Source organism: Spirulina major PCC 6313, assembly GCF_001890765.1.
Classification (GTDB): Bacteria; Cyanobacteriota; Cyanobacteriia; order Cyanobacteriales; family Spirulinaceae; genus Spirulina; species Spirulina major.
Map to the genome: position 1 here is coordinate 1,590,738 of NZ_KV878783.1, position 21,890 is coordinate 1,612,627.

Consider the following 21,890-nt stretch of genomic DNA (forward strand, 5'->3'; position numbering starts at 1 on the left):
TAGGAGAAGGGAGAAGAAACGTTTAACTGCACTAACCCCTAAATCCTAACTCCTCACTACTCCTCACTTAAGAGAGAAGAGCCTGCTAGAGATCATGAGCATATTCTTGCTGACGACAATGTCCGCAGTGAGGCGTTGATCTGCTGACCCAGGGCTTGCACATGGGGTTCTTTCATCATGGTTAGGTGTCGCCCCGGCATCGCGTGAACGGTGATTTTTCCCTGCACCAGATCACCCCAGCCTAAGGTGGGATTGTGGGCAGAGCGCGGGGATTGCAGTTGGGCCCGATATACCACTACATCCCCATCATAGGGTTGAGGCTGATAGCTGTCCTGAGCGTGGTAGTTGGGTTGCAATACATTCAGCATCCGGAGGTTAACATTTTGGGCTTTGAGCGTTTCGGTATAGATGCGATCGCGCTTCATTTGCCGTTTCCGATAAAACCAAGTCAGGGTCTTTTTGAGATACCCGATGCGCTCGTCAGCATTCATCAGCCATAGATTGCGAGCGGTGGTTTTCACCGTTTGCCGCCAGGATCGAGGGGCCTGCATCAACGCCGGGGTTTTCGTATCGATCATCGCCACGAGTCCCGGCGTTTCCCCCCGTTGTCGTAACTGCTGCGCCATTTCATAGATAATCAACCCCCCGAAGGAATGCCCCAACAGATACAGCGGCCCATCCGGATACTGTTGGCGAATGGTTTCCAGATACAGCGTGGCCATGGCTTCCACTTGATCTAACGGTGGCTCAATGCCATCAAAGCCCCGCGCTTGAATCCCGTAGACCGGCTGATCCGGTGCGAGGTAGGGCAACAAGGCTTGATAGAACATCGCCCCGCCCCCTACGGCATGGATGCAAAACAAGGGGGGGCGATCGCCTTGGGTCTGCAAGGGAACCAGCAGGGTAGACTGTTCCTCTGGCGGACTGTCGCGGAGATAGGCGGCCAAATCGGCAAGGGTGGGATGGGCGAGGAGGTGATTCAAGGACAGTTTGCGCTGAAATGCGTGGTCAATCTGGGCGAAGAGTTGCACCGCCAGCAGGGAATGTCCCCCCAAATCAAAGAAATCATCCTGGCGATTGGGGACAAGATCAAACAGTGCCGTCCAAATCGTGAGGAGGGTTTGTTCTGTGGGATCATCGCTCGGCGTGGCATCGGCCCCTAAACTCATGCCGCCCCAATCGGGATCAGGGAGGGCGAGGCGATCGCGCTTCCCGTTCGGGGTCAAGGGCAAGGCGGCCAAGGGCACAATCAACGAGGGAACCCATTCCAGCGGTAATTCCGCCCGTAATTGGGTTTGAATCTGATGGGTTAGATCCCGCAGGCTCAAGTCTGGCGCATCGGGTTGCAACACCACATAGGCGACTAAGCGCGTTTCTTGGTGCGGGTCTTCTTTGGCAAGGGCGATCGCTTCTTTCACCAGCGGCAACTGTTCCAATTCACTCTCCAACTCCCCCAATTCAATCCGCAGCCCCCGTAACTTCACCTGAAAATCCGATCGCCCCCGCAACTCCAGCGCCCCATCCGGCAACTGTCGCGCCAGATCTCCCGTTTTATAGAGGCGATTAAACAAGCCGGGATAGTCGCGATCGTCTTCCTCGGCGGCCCAGGGGTTCGGAATAAATTGCTGGGCCGTTAACTCCGGTCGCCCCAGATAGCCCGCCGAAACACAACCCCCCGCCACCCAGAGTTCTCCCACCTCCCCCGGTGCGACCCGCTCCAGGGCTTCATTGACGATATAGGTGCGGTTGTGGGGGTAGGGAAAGCCCACGGGTAAATAGCCCTCCTGTTGATCAAACTCGCGAGGCACAGGATAGGCGCAGACTCCCACGGTTTCCGTCTGGCCGTAGATGTTGATCACATCGGGGTGGCTGGTGAGGTCGTGGCGGATGGCGTGGAGGGTGGGGCAGAGGGTGACATCCCCCGACAGCAAGACGAGGCGGAGATCGTTGGTGAGGAGATCTTGTCGAGCGGCGGGAGCGAGGGATTTGACAGATTGGAGGAGCGATCGCCACACCGAAGCCACCGTATCGGAAATGCTCACCTGTTGGGCTTTGATCAAGTCCAACAGCATCAAGGGATTTCGCGTCTGTTCCTTATTGGCTAAAATGACTGTCGCGCCTTGGCTGAGGGGGACGAGCAATTGGCGCACCGAAGAGGAAAAGGAAAACGAGGCCGTGTGTAGATAGATATCCTCCTGCGTGGGTTGAATAATCGAAGATACAGCTTGCACATAATAATCCACACTCCGACGCAGCATCTGCACCCCCTTCGGTTTACGAATGTAAAGCGTAAAGCCCCCGTTTTCCAAACGGGGGATATAAGCGAAGGGCTGAATTTATTCAGCCGTGATACCGAGGTATCATAGCAACCATGAAAACGCTCAAGTTCAAGCTCTACCAGCATAAGCGGAATCGATACCTCAAGCGGACAATCAATGCCGCAGGGCGTATCTACAACCATTGTGTTGCCCTCCACAAACGGTACTACCGAATGTGGGGCAAGCACTTGAACTGCGCCCGACTGCAAAAACACATCGCCAAGCTTCGGAAACGGAACCCCTGGTGGTTGCAGGTGGGTTCTCAAGCCGTACAGGATATCTGCCAACGAATTGAGAAAGCCTATCAACTGTTCTTCAAACACAACAAAAAAGGCGTTCGCCTGCCAAACTTTAAGAAGACCCGAAAGTACAAATCCTTCACCCTCAAGCAAGCTGGGTACAAATTCCTCGGTGGCAACCGGGTCAGGATTGGGAACAAAGTCTATCAATATTGGAACTCTCGCCCCATTGAGGGCAAGGTCAAGACCGTGACGATTAAACGAACTCCCTTGGGAGAACTGTTCATGATTGTCACGGTAGATACCCTGTCAGAACCCCAAGTCAAAACCGAGACAGGTAACATTGCTGGTTTTGATTTTGGACTTAAGACGTTTCTGACCTGTTCTGAGGGATTCAAGATTGATGCCCCCTTGTTCTTCAAGCAGTCACTTAACTCAGTTCGCAAAGCGAGTCGAGAGTTGTCCCGTAAGCAAAAGGGTTCAGCGAATCGAGAACGTGCCCGATTGAACTTAGCCCGCAAGCATGAAGATATTGCCCATCGACGGCGGGACTGGTTCTGGAAGTTAGCCCATCAACTGACGAATCAGTTTGATGTGCTGTGTTTTGAAACCTTGAACCTCAAGGCGATGCAGCGGCTCTGGGGGCGTAAGGTGAGTGATTTGGCGTTTCGGGAGTTTCTGCAAATCCTGGAGTGGGTGGCGACGAAGAAGGGGAAGCGGGTGGTCTATGTTGACCGCTGGTTCCCTTCGAGCAAGGCCTGTTCAAGTTGTGGTCATATTTTGGAGCATCTGGATTTAGAGACTCGCCATTGGCGGTGTCCCAGTTGCTCGGCAGAGAATGACCGGGATGAGAATGCGGCGATGAATATTAAAGTGGCTGGGGCTTCAGCCATTGGGTTAGGTGATGTCAGACAGGCGTTGCCTGCTATTGCTGTTTGATCCCAGAATCCCCCGTTTTCTAAACGGGGGAGTAAGTCAACCGTTGATCCGGAGGTGTACATGATGTAGGCCAAGGCTTTCGGGTCGAGGGGAGCCAGGGCCGGAGCCGTCGGGTCACCGGCTGAACTCGTCAACCCATTGTGATCGAGGCAAAGAACGAAGGGGACGCGGGTGGCCAGGCGTGGCTGTAATGCTTGGGTCGTCACGATGCACCGGGGCTGAACATCGGCCACCATAAAATTGAGACGGTCTTGGGGATAGGCAGGATCAAGGGGGGTATAGACTGCACCGATCCGCAACAGGGCCAGCAGGGCCACCACCAGAGTTAAACCCCGGTCTAGAAACAAACCCACACGATCCTGAGGCTGGATTCCGTGCCTGAGTAGCACCTGAGCCAGTTGGTTAATCTGGTGATTTAGCTCGGTGTAGGTGAGGGTTTGGTCTTGGCAAGCGATCGCCACCTTAGTCCCACAAGATTGAACAACACAATCAAAACGTTCTAAAACCATAGGATTTTTGCAGATTTCTAACGTGTGAATCCTGACGAATACGTTTTCTGAAAGACTCAATGACAGCGATGTCTATTGATTTTGCAAGATCAAAAGAGACCCACCCGATTTAATGATCCATCCTAAATCATCTATTCTAAAAGAAGGATAAATCCTTTTCAAGCAATCCTAGTTCAGGGTTTATGTTCCAAGCATTATCTTTGATTTAAGCGTAGATTATTGTTGATGAAAATAAGTTTTGTATGAAGTTCAATTTCTTCTGAGTAATAATATTCCGACTCTTGGGGTGATTCTATAGCGGTTTCCATCAACACAAGGGACAAAGATCCCCCTCAATCCCCCTTAAATGGAGGTTAACTGTTTAATCCGGTCATTGAAAAAGGCTCTAAACCTCTAGCAAGCAAGATGCTCGCATGACGGAATTACCGGATTATTTCCTTAAATTTCATAAAAGGAGGACTTTGAGCGGCTCCTCCCTTTTTTTAAGGGGGGCTGGGGGGAATCACGAGGGTTTTGGAACTTGAAATCGACTTATGGATCAGCAGTAGCCCAAGCCGGTCGAGGGACTTTGCTGGGTGTTTCATGATTTCGCAATCTGCTATCAGCGGCCTTGCCGTTTTTTTTACCCCAAGGGAAGGAGGGAACGTAAGGGGAAACTGAGGGGATCGGTGAGTTTTTGGGTGGTTTGGGTGAGGAGGAGGGTGAAGTATTGGCGTAGTCGTTTGGCTTGGATCGGGTTGAGGCAGTAGCCATTGCCATCGGGAGCGAGATCGAACAGGGGGGCAGCGGCGATCGCTTGATATTCGAGGCTGGCGTGACTGGTTTCGACAATCCAGGGGTCAGTGGGGGTGGGCATGAAACCGGGGGGAAATTGATTTTCGAGGAGGGCTTGTAGCCGTTGTTCTGGGTGAGCGGAGGAACTGCGATCAGCGGTGAGGTTAACGCCGCGCCGTTGGAGAGCTTGGCTGAGGGCTTTGAGGGTCATGGGTTGGTGGGGGTTGAGGCGGAGGATTTCCGCGAGGAGAAACAGATCATCGTATTGGTGGCGAAAGCGATCGCACCAAACCGGATGACGCGCCAACTGAGCCGCACCGCTCGCCAGTTCTTCCGTCACAGCTTGGAGTTGAGCGTTGGGAAATTTCCAGGCTAATTGGGCTTGGAGTTCGGGCATGCCGTAGTGACAGAGGGGGCCGTGCCAGAGGAGGCGGGTGATTTGTGTCGTTGTCACACCCGCCGTGCTGAGGACATCGTTGAGGGTGGTGTTGAGGGTATCAAACCAGGGGGTGAGGATTTTGGCCTGGAGATCGGCGCGGCTGACCGTCCAGGGTTGATCGCCGAGGTGGGTGGTGAAGGTGGGTTGATGGCAGAGGAGTTGCGCGACGCGGGTGGCTACGGTCATGACCATTGCACCCATGGCGTGGCGTTGGAGGGCGGCCGCAGCGCGATCGCGCCGTTGTCGGTCAGGATATCCCGGCCAGGGCATATCCCAGGTCATGGTGGTGAGAAAGTCATGGGCGGGGAGCCATTGGGGATAGAGAAGTTGGTAGAAAATATCAGCGTAAATGTCTTGATAACCGTAGGGGCAGGTGTCTTGGATCAGGGGGCCTTGGGGGAGGGCGATCGCCACATCGGTGCTCGTGCCCTGGCTGGTGATGATCAGGGTGGGCGTGGCGGGGGGCAGTTCCGACCGCAGGGCCACCGCCGTCGGGGCTGAGGTGAAAAAGATTTGTTCAGGATGTTGCACCAACCCCGCCCCCACCACGGCCTCGCGCCAATTAAACCGAGCCGCAGCCCCCCAGGCGAGGGGCTGGGTAATCACCACCCCGGCGAGGTTGTGCATTGCTTGTAAAAATTGGTTGGGGGGGAGTCCGGCGGCGGCCAGGGGCGATCGCACCGTCTGCGGCAGCAATTGACGCAACACCTGCTGCAATGCCCGCTGCAACCAATGGAGCGGCATCTGTTTCCCCCCCGTCACATACACCTTCGGCAACCATTGCCGCTGTTTGCGGCTATAAAACGGCATCGCCCGTTGGAGATAGGTGTGAAACTGTTCCAGGTAGAGGTGTTGTGTGGGGGGAGTTGTCGCGGTGACCTCTCGCCCCACCCGCAAAATCAATTGCGCACCGTCTTCGGCCGTGGTCTTCGTGAAAAACTGCGCACACAACGGCAAATGGGTTTGAGTTTCGCCCTGCTCCTGCCACCGGAATGGATGGGCGGTCTGTCCCGGCTGCCACAATGCGGCAGTTAAGCCCTGCGCATCGATCGCAAGCCCCAAATACCATGTTCCTGTGCCCCCTAAGGGAGGGCGTTCACTGTTGTTCATCCGGACGATGTCTTGGAATTTGATGCAGGCTGGCCATTAGCCGGTTTCCACGGATCAACAAAATCATCCCCACTGTCTAACTCTAAGTCCTCCACCCAAATAATATCTTCTAAGGATTTGAGCACATCCTGTTGGGGAATGGTAGCGAGTTCGGTGGTGGAGTCGTCTAGACTCGTGACGGGTTGCCGGTTTGGTTCTAGCGCATCCTGGGTAGGGGGCGCAGGGCGGGCAATGGGTTGCAGCCGTACGACGGGAGATGTACCCGGTTCGGCATCGGGTGCAGTTGATGCGGTTGGCGGTTCTGTTGCTTCTGCTTCAGGATCGGGATCATCTGTGACGGATTCCGCTGCGATCGCAGAATCAGCACTGGGTTCGGGTTCTGCTTCAGGATCAGGATCTCCTGGGACGGATTCCGCTTCATTAATGGGATCGGTACTGGGTTCGGATTCTTCTTCAGAATTAGAACCACTGGCCGATGGTGTTTCTGGGGCGGGGGTCTCGCGCACAACAAACGGATCGAGTTCGGGGGTCTCGTCGATCATTAAATCCGTGAGAGAAGCGATCGCATCAATCCCCAAATCATCCAAGATCGGGGCGGCAGGCTCTGGCTCGTCCGGTGCTTCAGGGGTAACGAGAATCTCTGCTGCTCCAGGGAGGGGTGTGACGATGTTCGCAGCGGATGTTGGGGAGGGTTCTGGGTCATCCACTGCCCCAACGGTTTCAGGCTGATCCGGTGTTGGCATCACCTCGGCTGGGGTGGGGGGCGGTTCCAATTCTGGCGATGGCGGTTCTACGGTCACAGCCGCAGCGGTGGGCGTTGCCGTCGTCGCCTCAGGCTGGTCGCCCGTTTCAAACCGCATCAGATCATCGCTCAACTGCTGCAAGGTTTCCGGCGAAAGTGCCTCTTCAATATCCTTGTGGTTTTGGGTGCTGATTTCGGCGGTTTCTAAGAGGGTTTCCCCTGGGGCGATATGATAGCCGGTTTCGGGTTCGTCCTCGTCGGGGGCAGTATGGGCAATCTGATCGGAGACTTGCGCGAGGAGGTCATTGAGAGAGGCGATCGTATCTTCGAGGGTGGGAATCGCGGCGGTTTCTGCTAAGGGGGCTTCGAGATGAAGGGGGTCAGCTTCAACGGGGGCGTAGTTTTCAAAAAGAATAGTTTCCACCGTAGCCGCGATCGCCTCTGGATCAACCGGCAGCCAGAGCGACGCTTCCGGAGTCTCTGTGGCCGGATCATGCAAGCCGCCAAACAGTTCCGCATCCGCCAGCGGCGCAGGGAGCAGATCCGCATCCGGCTCGGTTACCGAAGGGGCGATCAGGTCCTGTGCTGACACCGTCAGCACCACGGGCGGGGCTGTGGCGGCCGTGGGCGATGTGGCGAACTGATCGGAGTTAAAGAGGTGCTCGTCCCAATCTTCCCAATCGGTATCCGGGGGCGTGGCTTCCTGGGGCGATCGCACCGGGGTCGGGTCAGTGGGGAGGGGAATCGCCTGCACATTGGGCGCGGAGGGGGACGGCGGGGAGGGATCGAAAAAATCGTCGAACAACAGAGCGATCGCATTCCGTTCCGGCCCGTCCACCCCAGGGAACGGCGGGAGGGTTGCGCCATGGGTGAGTTGGAGCGGTGGTTGACCGGGGGCGGGAGTGGGAGCCGGGTCAAGTTGGAGGGGTTGGGGCAAACTGTAGGTCAGTTCTGGGTTGTGGTGTTGATGGAACAGGGCTTCACTATATTGCCCCAGGGCGTGGATGTTTTCGATGCCTTGGAGAAGCGATTTTTGATAGCCTTTAAGATCTTGTTCCAGGCTGCTAAACACCTGTTGAAAGGTGCTGTCAAGGCTGCGGAATAGTTGATCCGATTGACCCTGGAGCGATCGCAACTGCTCCAACCATTCCAACTGCTGCATCGGGGCCGCCGCCTCCCCTGACCCCGGCAAAGCCTGGACAACCTGACCCTGCCACCGATCCAATGCCTGGGCCAACTCCTGGCGCAGGCCATCACTACAACGGTTCAGGAGTGCATTGAGAAAATCCGTGGTGAGTTGGCGTTGGTGAGTCTCCAGGTGGCGAATCTCTTGCACCAAGGATTCCCGCTGCTGGCGCAAGGTTTCCAGTTCCAATTGCAGCGGTTGGAGCCATTGCGATCGCTGAATATTCATCTGAGCGATCACCGATTGAGCGATCGCATCCGCCGTCGTCTGATCCTGCGGTGGGAGCGGCGGATTTGCCAACGGTGTCACCTCCACCGTTCGCCCCCAATCCCCCAAGATCCAGCGAATTTTTTCCAAAAGATCCCGCTGGGTCACGGCTGCCGCCCCTGCCCCCGTCGATGCCGCCTCCGTTACAGTCAGCACATCGTCAATCTCAGCAATCAGAGCTTGGATTTCGTGTTGGGAAATGGTCACGGTCAGCCCCTCAATTCCGTCAGTGCAACGGGTCGCCTTCCATGCTACCCTTTCCTCATACTAATACAGCTACATTGCCACAAAAATAGCCAGAATCATCCCCTTTTTACACACAAGACACTGAACTTGTGTGGTCTTTAGCTAGAATCGAGTATCATTGCCCTGCCGAACCGACATTAGACCTTCCCCTTGCCTCATGGATGATCGATTCAATCCCCGCGAACAAGATGCCGACATTACAAAGCTGATCAAAACAGTGCCGTTTTTTGCGGGTCTCCCAGAGGATGCCTTAAATAAAGCCACCTGTCATGTGGTCACACGGACTCACCCCTCCAACCAAGTTATCCTGCTCGAAAATGACTGGGGCGGTTCGGTCTATTTCATCGTTGATGGCTGGGTCAAAATCAGAACCTACAACCTCGACGGCAAAGAAGTCACCCTCAACATCATCGGCAAAGGAGAACTCTTCGGAGAAATGGCAGCCCTCGAAGAAGTACCCCGTTCCACCGATGTAATCACCCTCACCTCCACCACGATCAGCAGCGTTCCCGCTCAAGATTTTGTTGACCTCATCCAATCAGAACCCATGGCCGGGGTAAGACTCGCCCAATTAATGGCCACCCGCCTCCGCCAAGTCAACCGCCGCCTCCGTCTCCGGGAAGCGGATAGTGTGTCACGGGTGGCGGATACGATCCTATTTTTAGCCGAAGGTCAAGGCCAAGAGAATAAAGAAGGCCTCGCGATTCCCAACCTACCCCACCGTGAACTGAGCAGCCTCAGCGGTTTGGCGCGGGAAACCGTCACCCGCGTATTAACAAAACTAGAGAAGAAAAACCTAATCCGCCGGGAACATGATTTGCTCATTATTCCTAACCTGTCGGCATTAGAACGGACGATCAATTAGCTCGTGATGAGCAGTCACAGCACACCTGAATCGGTGGGTTACGGCGGATTGTTAAATTGCAGTGATAACGGGGTTTTAATCCGCCTAACCCACCCTACGATAAAGCCCTATTTTGGCTGTGCCATGACACTACGATAAAGCTACGATAAAGCCCTATTTTGGCTGTGTTCTGTACAGTGGGGGTTGAGGTGGCTTAGATTGCATCTTTGAGGGTTATGGATGATAGCCCTCAGGAGAGGGCTTTTAACGCACCATTGCGGAATAGATAAGGGGTTTATTCTTCGCCGTAGGCTGACTCGATCACTTTGCCGCGAAAGACGATGTATTGATAGGTGTTGTAGAACAACATCACCGGGATGAGGAAGCCGATGAAAATAATCATAAATACGAGGGCGCTGGGTGCGGCGGCGGCTTGATAGATGGTGATTTGGTTGGGGATGATGTAGGGGAAAATAATCAGTCCTAGACCGATGAAGGTGAGCAAAAAGATTAACACTGTCCAGATGAAGGGGGTGCGATCGCTCCTCGTATTCAGCCCTTTTAAGAGTTGCCACACTAAGATAATTCCTACTAATGGAATGGCGGCGAAAATGTAGCTTAAGGGAGGGGAGAAGAGGCGATCGCGGATGGTGTCGTAGACGATGGGGGTGGCGACGGTGATCGTTAATGCGCCGATTAGGGTGGTGTAGGTGGCGAGTTTGGCGGTGCGGAAGTGGGTTTCTTGAAGTGCGCCTTCGGTTTTGAGAATGAGATAGGTTGAGCCAATCAGGACATAGCCTTGAATCAGGGTGAGGGCGACGAGGAGCGATCGCCAATCCAACCAGCCCCACATCGAGCCGACAAAATGCCCCGCCGCATCCACCGGAATCCCTTCAATCACTGCACCGAGGGCGAAACCTTGGCCCAAAGCGGCGAGAAAACTCCCGATCCCAAAGGCTAAATTCCAAAACACTTTCCGGCTCGAATGTTCCCGAAATTCAAAGGCCACTGCTCGAAAAATTAACCCAAAAATCATGATAAAAATGGGGATATAGAGGGCATTTAAAATCGTGCCGTAGGCGAGGGGAAACGCTCCAAACAGGGCCCCGCCCATTAAGACGAGCCAGGTTTCGTTGGCATCCCAGACATTGCCCAGGCTGGTCATTAAAATGCCCCGCCGTTCTTCGTCGGAACTGGTGAGGGAGAGAATGCCCACGCCGAGATCAAAGCCGTCGAGCATGATGTAGAGGAAGAGAAAGAGGGCCAGAATGACAAACCAAACTTGGGGTAAAAAATGTAAAAGGGCATCCATTGGGTTTTGTAGTTCCAGTATGGGGATAAGTCCTGCTCCTAGGAGGAGGAGCAGGTAAAATCAATGGGTTGATCCGGTGCGATCGCTTAGCGTCGCAGTTCCACCGCTCGCTGATCGGGGATGAATTCCGTGGGGGTGGGATCAACGGCGGGATGGGTGTCGAAATCGGGGGCGGGTAGGGTGAGGTTGGGCCCGGTGCGGATGATCCGCCGCCCGAAGTAGAGGGTTGCCACCAGCAGCAGGGTATAGACAACGCTAAAGGCGATCAGGGAGCCTAGGACGGTGCTGGGGGGGAGGTTGGTGGCCGCATCGGCGGTGCGAATTTCGCCGTACATTGTCCAGGGTTGCCGCCCAACACAGCGCACGATCCAACCGGTTTCCACCGCAAGATAGCCCAGGGGGGCGGAAAACAGCCAGGCCCGGAGGAGCCATTTTTGTGTGCCAATGGTGTCGGGGCTGAGTTTACCCCGCAGCCATTGCACCACACTGATGAGCATCAAACCTGCCAGGAAAAAGCCGATGCCGCTCATGATTCGGAAGGAGTAGAAGATGAGGCTGATCATTTTGGGGCGATCGCCTGCGTCCCACTCGTTTAAGCCTTGGATCGTGTGGCTCAGTTCGGGTTTGAATTCGAGAATATAGCCGAGGCCTTGGGGAATGTTGAGTTCCCAGCGGTTGCGGCCGTGGTCAGGGTCGGGGATGGCGAGGACGCTCCAGGGGGCGGTGTCCCCGGCGGGGGTGGTGTCCCATTTCGCTTCGATGGCGGCGAGTTTGGTGGGTTGGCGTTCGGCTACTTGTTCGGCGCTGAGGTGGCCAACGTAGATTTGCAAGGGGGTGACGGCGATCGCGATCGCAAGGACGATTTTCAACGACAGCCCAAAAAAAGCGGTGTGGCGATCGCGCAACACATACCAAGCACTAATCCCGCCAATCACAAACAGCGACGTTTCCAGGGTTGCTAAAAACATATGGGCCACCGATCGCACCATAAACGGGTTGAGAATCGCCTGAAAATAGTCACTGACGATAAACTTACCCGCTACCATTTCGCCCCCGGCCGGGGATTGTAGCCATGAATTGGCCACCAAAATCCAAAAGGTGGAAAGGTTCGCCCCAAACGCCACCATAATCGTGGCGAAATAGTGAATCACCGGATGGACACGCCCCCAGCCAAAGAGCATAATTCCCAAAAACCCGGCTTCGAGCATGAACGCCATCGCCCCTTCAAAGCCGAGAATACTGCCGAAAAAGTCCCCCACCGCTTCAGAAAAGGGGGCCCAGTTCGTTCCAAATTGAAATTCCATCGGCAGCCCGGAGGCTACACCAATGCCGAAGTTAAGGACGTAGAGTTTTGACCAGAAACGGGCGTGATGGTAGTAGTCCAGCTTGCGGGTGCGCAGCCATAACCCTTCAATCACCACCAGATAAACGCCCATGCCCGTCGTGAGTACGGGCCAGAGCATATGAAAGATTGCCGTGAGCGCAAATTGGCTACGGGATAATGCAACGGTATTGTGAAAAAAGTCCATAGGAGTTGGGAGCAGGATGACAATGTCTGCCGAAGCATGAGGATACAGGCTGGATTTGAACAGCGACCCGATTGGACTCTGTGGAAACATCGGATCAGCATTTGTATCCAGCTAAACCCCAGCGGGGGTGAGTATCTATGCTTACGGTAGCGTGGTGAAACGTGCGATCGCAGGGTCAGCCCTAAAAATTTTAAGATTTGCGTCCCACAGCACAACGCGGGTTTTGGGTATAGAGAGTCGGGATCATGCGATCGCAATCTTGGTGTTTTAACGACTGAACCCGATGGCGTGATTCATCAACTCACTTTACAACCAATTAGTTATATGATAGGTTAAGAAACATAAAGCACTATACCGATTCCCACGGGTAAGAGCATCGTCTTGACTCTTCACCCCGCAAACAAGGATAGGTTTCCCCTTGTTTGTCGGTTTTCTTCCCCAGCCGTGCAATTCAGAGAGTATCTCCTGAATGGATCGGCTCATCGTTACTCGCTGAAAATTTGAATGATGAATGCTAATGTTGGTTCTCTGGATCGCTTGATCCGTTTTATGATTGCGGCAACGCTATTGTCCTTGGGCTTAATGATCTATAGCGGCTCATGGGTCGGTACTCTGTTGCTGGTTGGCGGTGCAGTGATGCTGGCTACTGCCCTGTTTGGCTTCTGTGGTCTCTATCGTCTGTTGGGCATCAATACCCAAAAATCCCACGAATAAGCCTCACCGTCTGAGGAATCGACAGGCGATTCTCAACGACCTAGATACGCGGTGCATTCATCTTTCTCTTCTGATGCACCGCCCTTGAACAACCGCTGATTATGCGATCGCCCCATGAGGTGCGATCGCCGCCGCCGCTCCCATTTTTAATTCGCTTCACACTCAGGATTTTTAACCATGGACAATAGCAATGCATTACCGGGTGATCACCCGTCGGTTTCGCGACGACAACTGCTCAACTTTTTGACCGGTTCCGTGATTGCCGTCACCGCCGGCGCATCCCTCTATCCTGTGGCTCGCTTTTTTGTGCCCCCGTCAGAAACGGGGGACGGCGGCGGTCTGTTGGCCAAAGATATCTTGGGGCAACCGATTCCGGCCTCGCAAATTTTGGCCGAGGCTCCCGGTTCCCGCGCCTTGGTGGCGGGCTTGGCCGGTGAACCGACCTATTTAATTGTGAAAGAGGATCACAGTCTTGACCGGATGGGAATTGTGGACAATTGCACCCATCTCGGCTGTACTTTTCCCTGGAATGGACGGGATCAAGAATTTCAATGTCCCTGTCACGGCTCACGCTATGCCCCAGATGGTTCTGTGGTGCGCGGCCCGGCTCCCTTGCCTCTGAAGTTGGTGCAGGTGGCGGTACGGGATGAACAGATTTGGATTTCACCTTGGACGGAACTTGACCCGCGCACGGGAGAGGCTCCCTGGTGGGTTTAGGTTTTTCGATGCGGCAGAGCCGCTGGAGCTTCGTGCCATGGCGGAGCTATGGCACGAGTTTTGTGATTTACAACAAGGGGCTGAGGGAGGCTAACCATTTAATCCGGTCCTTGAAAAAGGCTCTAAATCTCTAGCGAGCAAGATGCTTGCATTACGGAATTACCGGATTATTTCCTTAAGTTTCATCAGCCGCCTTGTTTTGTTCTCTAGACCAACGTTGAACAGATTAGAGGTTTTCATGATGACTGTGACCGAAACAATGCCCAACGAAGCGATCGCATCCCTAACCCCCCGTGAATTGAACGAGTGCGATCCGGCTCCACTGTTGGTGGATGTGCGCAGTGCCGTGGAATTTCGCTCCGGCCATGCACCAGGGGCACGGAATTTGAGCCTCCCCCGGATTGTGATGGGGGTGGGGTTTGGGTGGCGGTGGCTGTTGCCGGACTGGTTTAAGGTGCAGGAACGAGAGGAGGCGATCGCCCTCATTTGCCTCACCGCCCACCGTAGCCCGATCGCGGCCCAACAGTTACAGCGGGCCGGGTTTCAACAGGTGATCAACATTGCCGGGGGGATGATGGCCTGGCAAAAAGCAGGGTTGCCGACGGTGAAGGGGGCGGCAAATCCTTAATCTTATGAAGCGTTAGCCGCAAGGAGGCATCCAGTGGTCTAGGGTGAAAGTGGGCGGGTCATGCACGTAATTTTCCAGGAGATATGCAACCCTGATGCCGAATCAATCCCAATCCATCCCCACAACAAGCGATCCACCCACAACCCTAGACAGTGGTGTTGAACCAGGGCGATCGCACCCCCTCCAGCCCGACGTGGCCGCCCCTCCTCCCGATGCGGCCACGGTGGCAGAACATCTCGATTGGCTCAGTTTTCACCGCCTTTGGGGGCAATTGAGCGAGGCGACCTTGGGCGCGATCGCCCAACGCTGCGTCACGGTGATCGTGGAACCCCACCAGCCCATTTACCATGTCCACCAAACCCCGGTTGGGTTATACCTCCTGAAATGGGGATCGGTGGAACTCTATCAACCGGTGCAGATGGGGCGATCGCCGATTCGGTATCACGGGGCGGGGGATTTGTTTGGGTATGTGCCGCTGTTGAGTGAGGAAGATGATCGGTATGCCACGAGTGCGATCGCCCTCAGTAAAAGCGAACTCTGGTTCATCCCCCGCGCCGACTTTACCCACCTCTGCGCCCAATGTCCCGACCTGCAACGACTGCTCAATACGATCCTGGCGCGGGATCTTGTGGAACTGGCCCACCATGCCGCCCAAGATCAAGCCCGGTTCGCCGCCCTCCAACCCTACCTCCACCCCATCCCCCACGATCAACCCCTCCTCGGCACCAGCAAGGCCACCCAAAAACTCCGCGATCACTGTGCCGCCGCTGCCCAAGACCTCAAGCCCGTGATCTTTCAGGGCGCACCGGGAACCGGCAAAACCTTCTTAGCCGGGCGAATTCATGCCCAATCGGGGTTAGCGAGTCGGCCCTTTGCCGAGGTTGATTGTGTGGATCTGCCGGTGCGATCGGGGGGGGAGCGGGATACGGATGGGCTGTTTGGGCGGGGGGCTGCTGAGGCGGGGGTGTTGACGCTGCTCGAACGGGGGACGTTGCTGATTAGTAATGCCCAGTTATTGAGTCGGGGCGATCGCGATCGGCTCCAACAGTATTTCAACAGCGGTTCCGTCCTCCCCAACCCCGACCCCCAAGCCAACAAACCGCCCACCCCGATTCAAACCTGGGTACGGGTGATCCTCTCTAGTCCCGTCGCCCTCGATTTTCCCCGCTTCACTGGCCATCGGATCAAACTCTTCACCCTCCCCCAACGCAAAGCCGATATTCCCGTTTTGGCCGAGCATTTCCTCGCCAAATTCTGCCAGGCCCAAGCTCGGCCCCGCCTCACCCTCAACCAGGCCGATCTACGTCGTTTAATCAGTTACCACTATCCGGGCAATGTGGCGGAATTGGCGGCCATTTTGCAGCGTGCGATCGCCATGACCCCCCCGGAACAAACCCTAATCCCCGAAGAGGTGCTCTGGTCAGTCCAGTCCGATCGCAACCGCTTTCGGATTGACTTGCTCAATCAATACCCCTGGCTGCGGCGGTTTCTCCTCAGTCGGTGGTATCCCGGCGCGATCTGGGCAGTGATGATGGCGGTGTTTGTGCCGGTCACGGTGGCGGGTTTGATTGGCCCCCAAGGGCGCGGCGATAGTATCACCCTTAACCTGTTTTGGGCCTGGTGGTGGCCGGGGTATCTTTTCTTTTTTGCGATCGTCGGGCGGCTCTGGTGTGCGGTCTGTCCGTTTATGATTACCGGGGAATGGGTGCGACGCTTCTCCCTCTGGTTATTCCCTCGGCAGCAACTCACCTGGCCGACGAAATGGCTCAACCGTTGGGGGGCATGGTTTCTGTGGCTGGGGTTTGTGGCGATTTATCTCTGGGAAAAACTCTGGGATTTGCCCCACCATGCTGCGCTGTCGGCGTGGCTGTTGATCATCATTGCGGCGGGGGCGGTGATCTGTAGCGTGATCTATGAGCGGCGCTTGTGGTGTCGCTATCTCTGCCCGATTGGGGGGATGAATGGGATGTTTGCGAAGTTGGCGATCACGGAGTTGCGATCGTCGCAGCCGGTGTGTGGCAGTGAGTGCGATACCTTTGGCTGTTATAAGGGCGGCGATGTGACCCCGGTGGACTTCGCCGATGCACTGCCGACGGAAGGCCAAGCGACGGGGGGCTGTCCGCTCTATTCCCATCCGGCTCAGTTGCAGGATAATCGCGATTGTGTGTTGTGTATGACCTGTTTAAAGGCCTGTCCCCATCGGTCGGTGCAGTTGAATGTGCGGTTTCCGGCGACGGATTTGCTGGAGTCCCATCGGGGGTTTTGGGCAGAAGGGGCGCTGTTATTGCTGTTGTTGGGCGGGGTGGGAATGCACCACAGCGATCGCATTCTCACCACCCTCGGTTTTCCCAATCTTCATCTTTCCTCAGCACATCTGGCCCTATCGTTGCCGATCACTCTGGGGATTCTCGCGATCCCCACGGTGGCGATCGCCCTGACCCATGCGATCACCCGCCGCCTCGACCCCGCCCTCCCCAACACCCAAACCATCCTCTACGCCTACTTACCCCTCACCCTCGCGGCCAATCTCGCCCACTACATCCCCGCTGGTTTGATGGAAGCGGGCCAGATTTTGCCCGTCTTAGCCCGCACCTTGGGCTACAGTGGCGCGGGTTGGCCGAGCGTGACCTGGAGCAGTGATGTAGCGGCCTTCCTCCAGGGGGTGACGCTGATCCTAGGGGTCGTGTTTAGCCTTTATCCGCTCTATCGGATCAGTGGGCGATCGCACCTCAGCACCCTGCCCCATATCCTGCTGATCGTTAGTTTTACCGCTGCATATTTTTGGCTCCTGATTGTTTAAGCCGTCCTGATCCTCGTTTGGAGTTGCCCCGATGCCCATTCATCCCAACATCACCACCACGATCCGCAACACGCCCTTAGTCCGCCTCCAACGCCTCCCTCAAGCCTGCGGCTGTCACGCCGAGGTGATCCTCAAGCTCGAAGGCATGAACCCGGCTAAATCCGTTAAAGACCGGATCGCGGTGAGTATGATCCAGGCGGCGGAAACGGCGGGACTGATTCAACCGGGACAATCGACGATCATCGAGGCCACCTCCGGGAATACGGGGATTGGCTTGGCCATGGTCTGCGCGGCGAAAGGGTATCGCCTGATCTTGACAATGCCGGAAAACATGAGCCACGAACGGCAACAAATCGTGCGAGCCTACGGAGCAGAAGTGCAACTCACCCCCGCTCAGGCGGATATGGAAGGTGCGATCGCCCACGCCAACGAACTCCTTGCCACGATCCCCCACAGCTTTTCCCCCCAACAATTCAGCAACCCCGCCAATCCCCAAATCCACTACACCACCACCGGCCCCGAAATTTGGCGCGACACCGATGGCCAGGTGGATATCCTCGTCGTCGGAGTGGGCACAGGCGGCACACTCACCGGGGCCGGTCGCTACCTCAAGCGCCAAAACCCCACCCTCAAAATCATCGCCGTCGAACCCGCCAATAGTGCCGTCCTCAGCCACAAACCCGCCGGACTGCACAACCTCCAAGGCATCGGCGCGGGCTTTATCCCCGATGTCCTCCGCACGGATTTAATTGATGAGATTATCCCCATCACCGAAGCCGAAGCCTACACCTGGGGGCGACGCTTGGCCCGTGAGGAGGGAATTATGGGCGGCATTTCCACGGGGGCAGCGGTGGCGGCGGGGTTGCAGTGGGGCCAACGTCCCGAAACCCAGGGCCAACGGATGGTGATCATTCAACCCAGTGCCGGAGAGCGGTATCTCAGCACGGCACTGTGGGCAACCGAACAAAGGGGATGAAATCCGAGACAATCACCCCACAGAAGCAGTCGGATTTTGTCAGCCCAGATTTGAGATTAAATCCCGTTCTTCCAATGATGAAACCCTGGCTACTGCCACCGAAGCCCAAGCCAAACTCAATGAAAACTGTCTCCCGATGGGCGAGCAGCAGAGTATTCCAATGCTTAAAAAATCAACTTTCTTTCTTTTTAGCTAACCTCGAATCACCGTGATCTGGCGGCCATTCCCTGTGGTTGCCTTTTCCGTCGTTGTCCGCTCCTCAATATCTGGCAACCCAGAGCGGCGATCGAAAATCACCAACCACCCCCAATCCAACCCCAACCCCGCTAAATACCCATCAATTTGTTCCAACCCCTCCGGTACGGGATCGCGCCGCCCATCCCGCCATACTTTCAATTCAATCCCCAAGGTGACATCCCCATAACGCAGACATAGATCCATCCGCCGCGACCCGATCGCATATTCCCGATCCAACGTTCCCCCCCCATTCACCACCCGATGGAGAAACGCCATCAGCACCAAATGGGGGGCAATTTCATGGTAGGCCGTACTGTTTAACAACGGCTGTCCATGTTGTCGCCAAAACTTGAGAAATGCGGTTAACAATGCCTCAGGGATTAAGCGACCCTCAGCATCTAACCAACTGGGCGCAATCATCGGCAAACCGGCACGGGGTACATACACCAACATCCGAGGCATCACCTCCCGATAAATCGGATTCGCAATCACTAAGCCGCCAGCGGGATCAATGCGACATAACCCCAAATCCACCACAAACTTTAAATCTTCAATCGGAATATCCCCCAACTCTTCCCCCGCTAACATCGGCTCCATAATCTGTTTAACTCTCGTTTCCCGTAACCGCTCTGCCAAACTATCTAAATGGGTATCATTGCGCTCGATGAGAATTTCTTTGGCTTGATAGAGATGTTGGAGGGTGATTTGTTGCGTTAAATCGGGAACTAAATCTTCAACCATCACCTTTGCTAAAGCATTCACTAACCAAGGCTGACCATAGGTGAGTTCATAGGCATGATTAAACAGTTCGGGGGCAAATTGTTGTCCTGTTAAATCGGTATGTTGTTGATAAAGGGCAGTTAATTCTGCAAGGGTAAAGTTACGCAGGGTAAACGATTTAACCTTGATATTAAAAGGGCTAGAGGTTCCGAGTTTTTCGCTCCCCCCGGAGGCAACTTTATAATCTCGTACATCCCTTAAACCGATGAGGGCAACGGATTGGGGGAATTGGTGGGGGCGACTAGGGTAGCCATCCCGTAACTGTCTTAAAACCCCAATTAAGACCTCATCTTGGAGGGCATCAATTTCATCAATAAAGACCACTAAAGGCCGGGGGGAAGCATCTGCCCAGGCCTTGAGGGCGGCTGCGATTTGTGCGCCGGGCTTGGCTTCGGGCCAGGGGGGCGGTTGGAGTTCGGGGGGGAGGCGACTATCGCAGGCTCGTTGCCAGGCGGCAAGGATAGCCCCTTCTGCCAAGCCCATATCACGGGGGAAGGCCGCACCCACTTCAGCGGAAACCATGACGGCGGTGTATTGGCCGCTGGCGGTGAGTTCTTGGGCGAGGGCGAGCATGGCGGTGGTTTTACCCACTTGGCGGGGGGCATGGATGACGAAGTAGCCTTCTTGGGCGATGAGGGGTTTAATGTCCGGCAACCGCACCGTAGGGGGGAGCATATAGTGAATATCGGCTTTACAGGGGCCGGCGGTGTTGAACCATTTCATAGGGGAGGGGCATGGAGAGGGACGGGTGTATGATAGCAACCTCGGTAATTTATTTTTTGTGTGGGGAGTTTTTAACAGAGTATTAAAGATTTAGCAAACCAGTGATTGAATGGGGATCTTTATCGTGAATTGAATGTATGTTTAGGGACAGTAGTTTTTGCCATCACTGCTTAGTTTCTTTCTGAAGCCATGAAAAATATTGCCCTGCCCCTGACCTTAACGCTTTTCGCTCTCGGTAACGCTGCCTATGCCCAATCCATCACCCCCGCCCCCGATGGGGTGGGAACGGTGATTAACCACAACGGCAACACCTACTACATCGGTGGGGGAACTCAAGCCGGGGCGAGGGTGCATCTCAATTTGGCGATGAGTAGATATACTCATGCCAGCCACGGCATCCTAGAGAACTCTCCATTGAGATAGGCACTGCGGTGCTTCAACACCTGGGGCACATTCTCCCGCTTCCATTGCGCTCCCGGCAGCTTCAACCGTCCTGAGAACTGCTTCACCGTGGATTCAACCGCCCCAGACCCGATGGAGATACCCTCGCACTGGTAGTAGTCGTAATTGACGATCCGGTGGCAATGACGCTTGAGATAGACCCTGAAATTATCCACTCGTGGATGCTGCCAATCATCAAACTCGGCCAACGCCTGCTCAACATCTCCTCGCCATAAATGGCCTCTGACTCGGGACAAACGAGCCGCTGAACCCCCAACCTTCTCTAAGTTCTCCATCAAGTGATACCAGTCGAGAATTTCCAGTCGGTTCTGCTGCGCTCCAATTTGGGCAAATAGATTCCAAATCCCAGGATGACCATCGCCCAGGCAAACCACTAGGCTTGCCATGAGTTGAGTCTTGAGCCAAGCCACTAAATCCTCATTCTGCCCGAAGAAGGCGGCAACCCCATGCCCATGGAGATTCACAGCTTTGTAATCCCGCCATTCACTGGCTTCTCCTTCGGGGGTGCGCAAGCGAACCTTGCCCCCATCAAGGCTCATCTCTTCGACCGGTTCACTGGGTTCACTCACCTCAAGGTCAGGGAAATCTTGACGCTGAACTAGGCGTTGATGGGTGCTGCGAGACATCTTCAGGCCAGTCAAGATCTCGACATCTGCTGCGGCGCGTTGGTAAGACTGAGCACCACTAAGGAGCAGGCAACAGCGCTCAAAGCCAGGACTCCAACGGCTGTAGGCTTTGACTGGGTAGTAGCTCGCTGGATTTGCCGTCAAAACCAAATCCCCTAGGATACTGGTTAGGGTGCGGGTATTTTCCGGCGGTGGTGCCGCTGCCATCGACGATAAAAAAATACCGACTTGAGGACTGACGTGTTCTTGAATCTGCTGGCGGACGGTCAGTTCGATGCCTTCGAGGGTTTCTAGGCGTTCGGGGCATTTGGCCTTGGCATCAGCGAGCAGGATAGCAGCGATGGCATCGGTGTGGGCTTTGAGTTGGCGCTTTTGTTCTGGAGTCATCTGAATGAGGGAGTAGCTATGGGAGGTAGCTTAACCGCTGATGCCCAAAACTAGGTAAGTACATATCAACTATTCGCCAAATTGAGATGCACCCCCGGGGCGAATCTTTTCCACTCGTTTCAGGAATTTGGACTCAGCCCCAACGAAATCGCCAACTTTCTCAGCAATCCCCAAATTCAGAATGTGGTGGGGCGGGTGATCGGGGGGAATCCTAGTGTGATTGAGGGGTTGATCCGACTGACGGGGGGCAATTCTAATCTGTATTTGATGAATCCGGCAGGTTGGGTATTTACAAATGGGGCGAGTCTGGATGTTCCGGGCAGTTTTGGGGTGACGACTGCTAACCGAATGGGGTTTGGTGGGGGCTTTTTTAATGCGGTTGGGGA

16 protein-coding genes and 2 pseudogenes are annotated in these 21,890 nt (G+C 55.1%); 10 read left to right on the forward strand and 8 right to left on the reverse strand.

Features of this window, described 5'->3' with window-relative positions:
* Positions 1 to 92: 92 nt before the first annotated feature.
* Positions 93 to 2,264 (reverse strand): alpha/beta fold hydrolase, encoded by a 2,172-nt coding sequence (locus SPI6313_RS06855; RefSeq protein ID WP_281248450.1) that lies wholly within the window; start codon positions 2,262 to 2,264, stop codon positions 93 to 95.
* A gap of 107 nt (positions 2,265 to 2,371) precedes the next feature.
* Here SPI6313_RS06855 and SPI6313_RS06860 point away from each other — a divergent pair, with 107 nt between their 5' ends.
* Complete coding sequence (locus tag SPI6313_RS06860; protein WP_072620330.1) at positions 2,372 to 3,496, forward strand: RNA-guided endonuclease InsQ/TnpB family protein; 1,125 nt, start codon at positions 2,372 to 2,374, stop codon at positions 3,494 to 3,496.
* A 53-nt stretch (positions 3,497 to 3,549) separates the two neighbouring features.
* On the opposite strand, the pseudogene SPI6313_RS25350 reads toward SPI6313_RS06860, so the two are convergent.
* From SPI6313_RS25350 to SPI6313_RS06875, 3 genes and pseudogenes are all read right to left on the reverse strand, one after another.
* Positions 3,550 to 4,005: pseudogene (locus tag SPI6313_RS25350) on the reverse strand (AMP-binding protein); the annotation flags it as partial.
* 622 nt (positions 4,006 to 4,627) lie between these two features.
* Complete coding sequence (locus SPI6313_RS06870; RefSeq protein ID WP_072620332.1) at positions 4,628 to 6,328, reverse strand: hypothetical protein; 1,701 nt, start codon at positions 6,326 to 6,328, stop codon at positions 4,628 to 4,630.
* Complete coding sequence (locus SPI6313_RS06875) at positions 6,325 to 8,730, reverse strand: ribonuclease E domain-containing protein (protein WP_072620333.1); 2,406 nt, start codon at positions 8,728 to 8,730, stop codon at positions 6,325 to 6,327. Before SPI6313_RS06875 ends, SPI6313_RS06870 begins: the two co-directional genes overlap by 4 nt.
* 196 nt (positions 8,731 to 8,926) lie before the next feature.
* On the opposite strand from SPI6313_RS06875, the gene SPI6313_RS06880 reads away from it, so the two are divergent.
* On the forward strand, positions 8,927 to 9,634 hold the full coding sequence (locus tag SPI6313_RS06880; RefSeq protein ID WP_072620334.1) for a Crp/Fnr family transcriptional regulator: 708 nt from the start codon (positions 8,927 to 8,929) through the stop codon (positions 9,632 to 9,634).
* Between the two features lie 274 nt (positions 9,635 to 9,908).
* Here the strand turns inward: SPI6313_RS06880 and cydB are convergent, their stop codons facing one another.
* Positions 9,909 to 10,925 carry a cytochrome d ubiquinol oxidase subunit II gene (gene cydB, locus SPI6313_RS06885; protein ID WP_072620335.1) on the reverse strand — a complete coding sequence of 339 codons (1,017 nt, stop codon included), beginning with the start codon at positions 10,923 to 10,925 and terminating at the stop codon, positions 9,909 to 9,911.
* 86 nt (positions 10,926 to 11,011) lie between these two features.
* Positions 11,012 to 12,454 carry a cytochrome ubiquinol oxidase subunit I gene (locus SPI6313_RS06890; protein ID WP_072620336.1) on the reverse strand — a complete coding sequence of 481 codons (1,443 nt, stop codon included), beginning with the start codon at positions 12,452 to 12,454 and terminating at the stop codon, positions 11,012 to 11,014.
* Between the two features lie 127 nt (positions 12,455 to 12,581).
* On the opposite strand from SPI6313_RS06890, the gene SPI6313_RS23395 reads away from it, so the two are divergent.
* The 6 genes from SPI6313_RS23395 (at position 12,582) to cysK (ending at position 18,289) form a co-directional block, all read left to right on the forward strand.
* Entirely contained in the window at positions 12,582 to 12,725 is a 144-nt protein-coding gene (locus SPI6313_RS23395; protein WP_175551084.1) for a hypothetical protein, read from the forward strand.
* 236 nt (positions 12,726 to 12,961) lie between these two features.
* Entirely contained in the window at positions 12,962 to 13,168 is a 207-nt protein-coding gene (locus tag SPI6313_RS06895; protein WP_072620337.1) for a YgaP family membrane protein, read from the forward strand.
* Positions 13,169 to 13,345: 177 nt separating this feature from the next.
* Positions 13,346 to 13,885, forward strand: a complete 540-nt coding sequence (gene petC, locus SPI6313_RS06900; protein ID WP_072620338.1) for a cytochrome b6-f complex iron-sulfur subunit — start codon at positions 13,346 to 13,348, stop codon at positions 13,883 to 13,885.
* Between the two features lie 238 nt (positions 13,886 to 14,123).
* On the forward strand, positions 14,124 to 14,513 hold the full coding sequence (locus SPI6313_RS06905) for a rhodanese-like domain-containing protein (protein WP_072620339.1): 390 nt from the start codon (positions 14,124 to 14,126) through the stop codon (positions 14,511 to 14,513).
* 94 nt (positions 14,514 to 14,607) lie between these two features.
* Complete coding sequence (locus tag SPI6313_RS06910) at positions 14,608 to 17,313, forward strand: cyclic nucleotide-binding domain-containing protein (RefSeq protein ID WP_084668928.1); 2,706 nt, start codon at positions 14,608 to 14,610, stop codon at positions 17,311 to 17,313.
* 31 nt (positions 17,314 to 17,344) lie between these two features.
* On the forward strand, positions 17,345 to 18,289 hold the full coding sequence (gene cysK, locus SPI6313_RS06915) for a cysteine synthase A (RefSeq protein WP_072620340.1): 945 nt from the start codon (positions 17,345 to 17,347) through the stop codon (positions 18,287 to 18,289).
* A gap of 192 nt (positions 18,290 to 18,481) precedes the next feature.
* Here cysK and SPI6313_RS06920 read toward each other — a convergent pair whose 3' ends face one another.
* Entirely contained in the window at positions 18,482 to 20,029 is a 1,548-nt protein-coding gene (locus tag SPI6313_RS06920) for a polyketide biosynthesis operon protein CyrO (RefSeq protein WP_072620341.1), read from the reverse strand.
* Positions 20,030 to 20,218: 189 nt separating this feature from the next.
* Here SPI6313_RS06920 and SPI6313_RS06925 point away from each other — a divergent pair, with 189 nt between their 5' ends.
* Entirely contained in the window at positions 20,219 to 20,452 is a 234-nt protein-coding gene (locus SPI6313_RS06925; RefSeq protein WP_072620342.1) for a hypothetical protein, read from the forward strand.
* Here the strand turns inward: SPI6313_RS06925 and SPI6313_RS06930 are convergent.
* Positions 20,410 to 21,504 carry an ISKra4 family transposase gene (locus SPI6313_RS06930; protein ID WP_072620343.1) on the reverse strand — a complete coding sequence of 365 codons (1,095 nt, stop codon included), beginning with the start codon at positions 21,502 to 21,504 and terminating at the stop codon, positions 20,410 to 20,412. The two genes, SPI6313_RS06925 and SPI6313_RS06930, sit on opposite strands and share 43 nt — an antisense overlap.
* A gap of 96 nt (positions 21,505 to 21,600) precedes the next feature.
* Here SPI6313_RS06930 and SPI6313_RS25035 point away from each other — a divergent pair.
* Positions 21,601 to 21,888: pseudogene (locus tag SPI6313_RS25035) on the forward strand (two-partner secretion domain-containing protein); the annotation flags it as partial.
* Positions 21,889 to 21,890 lie beyond the last annotated feature (2 nt).